Source organism: Dietzia sp. Die43 (genome assembly GCF_024519835.1).
In the GTDB taxonomy this organism is placed as follows: Bacteria; Actinomycetota; Actinomycetes; order Mycobacteriales; family Mycobacteriaceae; genus Dietzia; species Dietzia kunjamensis.
In genome coordinates, this window is sequence record NZ_JALJRF010000051.1 from 1 (window position 1) to 1,420 (window position 1,420).

Genomic DNA, 1,420 nt, shown 5'->3' on the forward strand with positions numbered 1-1,420 from the left:
GGATAGTGCCCCGTGGGGTGGTGGGATTCGGATCGGCGTCTAGTCAGGCGCAGTGATCAACGAGTCGTTGCTGATCGTAGTCGCCGCCGGTGTCGAGGGCGCGTTGCTTTGCGGCGATGACTCGTCGGAGTTGTGCCATCGAGGTATCTGACAGGTAGCGGCGGGAGACCTGCCATTCGTCGTGCTGATCGATCACCACTGAGGTCGCCAGGCGCAGGAACGCGGCCGGGTTGGGGAAGATCTCCACGACGTCCGCGCGGCGCTTGATCTCCTTGTTCAATCGCTCGATCGGGTTGTTAGACCAGATCTTCTGCCAGTGCCCCTGAGGGAACGCGGTGAACGCCAGCACGTCGGTCTTGGCCTCGCGCATCATCGTGGTGACTTTCGGGAACGAGTCGGCGAAGGTGGCGGTGACCTGGTCCCACTGCTCGGCCACGTCGTCCGGGTCGGTGTGGGCGAAGATCGTCTTGACCGCCGCGGTCACCGCCGGGGCGTGCTTGGAGGCCACGGCCCCGTGCAGGTTGCGCATGAAGTGCACCCGGCACCGCTGCCAGGAGGCGCCAACGAACTGCTGCGCCACCGCCGCTTTGAGGCCGGCGTGAGCATCCGAGATGACCAGGTGCACCCCGGTCAGACCGCGGGCCTTGAGCGAGCGCAGGAAGTCACTCCAGAACTCGTACGATTCACTGTCGCCGACGGCAGTGCCGAGGACTTCGCGGGTGCCGTCGATTTCAGACCCCGGTGGCCACGACCATGGCGTGGGAGACCACGTGCGCCCCGATCCGGACCTTGCAGAAGGTGGCGTCGGCGAACACGTACGGGAACTGGGTGTGGGACAGGGTCCGGGTACGGAACTCCTCGACTTCGGCGTCCAGATCGGCGCAGATGCGGGAGACCTCAGACTTGGAGATGCCGGTATCGACGCCAAGGGCGCGGACGAGGTCGTCCACGGCCCGGGTGGACACGCCGTGTACGTAGGCCTGCATGATCACCGCGTACAGGGCCCGATCGATCCGCCGGCGACGCTCGAGCAGCGCCGGGAAGAACGACCCGGAGCGCAGCTTCGGGATCTGCGCCTCGATGTCTCCGACCGGGGTCGAGACCGTCTTGGCACGGTGGCCGTTTCGGTGGGTCGTGCGGCCCTCGGTGCGCTCGTAGCGGTCGGCGCCGATCTTCGCCGCGGCTTCGGCTTCGATCAGCGCCTGCAGGCCGGCCCGCACCAGCTCGGCGAACATGGCCTGCGGATCGGCGGCCAGCAGTGCATCGAGCTGGGCGTGTACGCCAGAATGGAACTGGGTCATCGCGTGGTGTGTCCTTACTGTGAGCTACTTGGCGGTAACTCATTGACCACTACGCGATGGCCCGCCCTCTTCAGCGGACCGCCACGCCCTCGTCAGCCAGAACCCCGGCCCCGAAACCC

1 pseudogene is annotated in these 1,420 nt (G+C 66.5%); it reads right to left on the reverse strand.

The features are described from left to right. Positions 1–43: 43 nt before the first annotated feature. Positions 44–1,301 (reverse strand): annotated as a pseudogene (locus NR111_RS18155) (IS256 family transposase). Between the last annotated feature and the right edge of the window lie 119 nt (positions 1,302–1,420).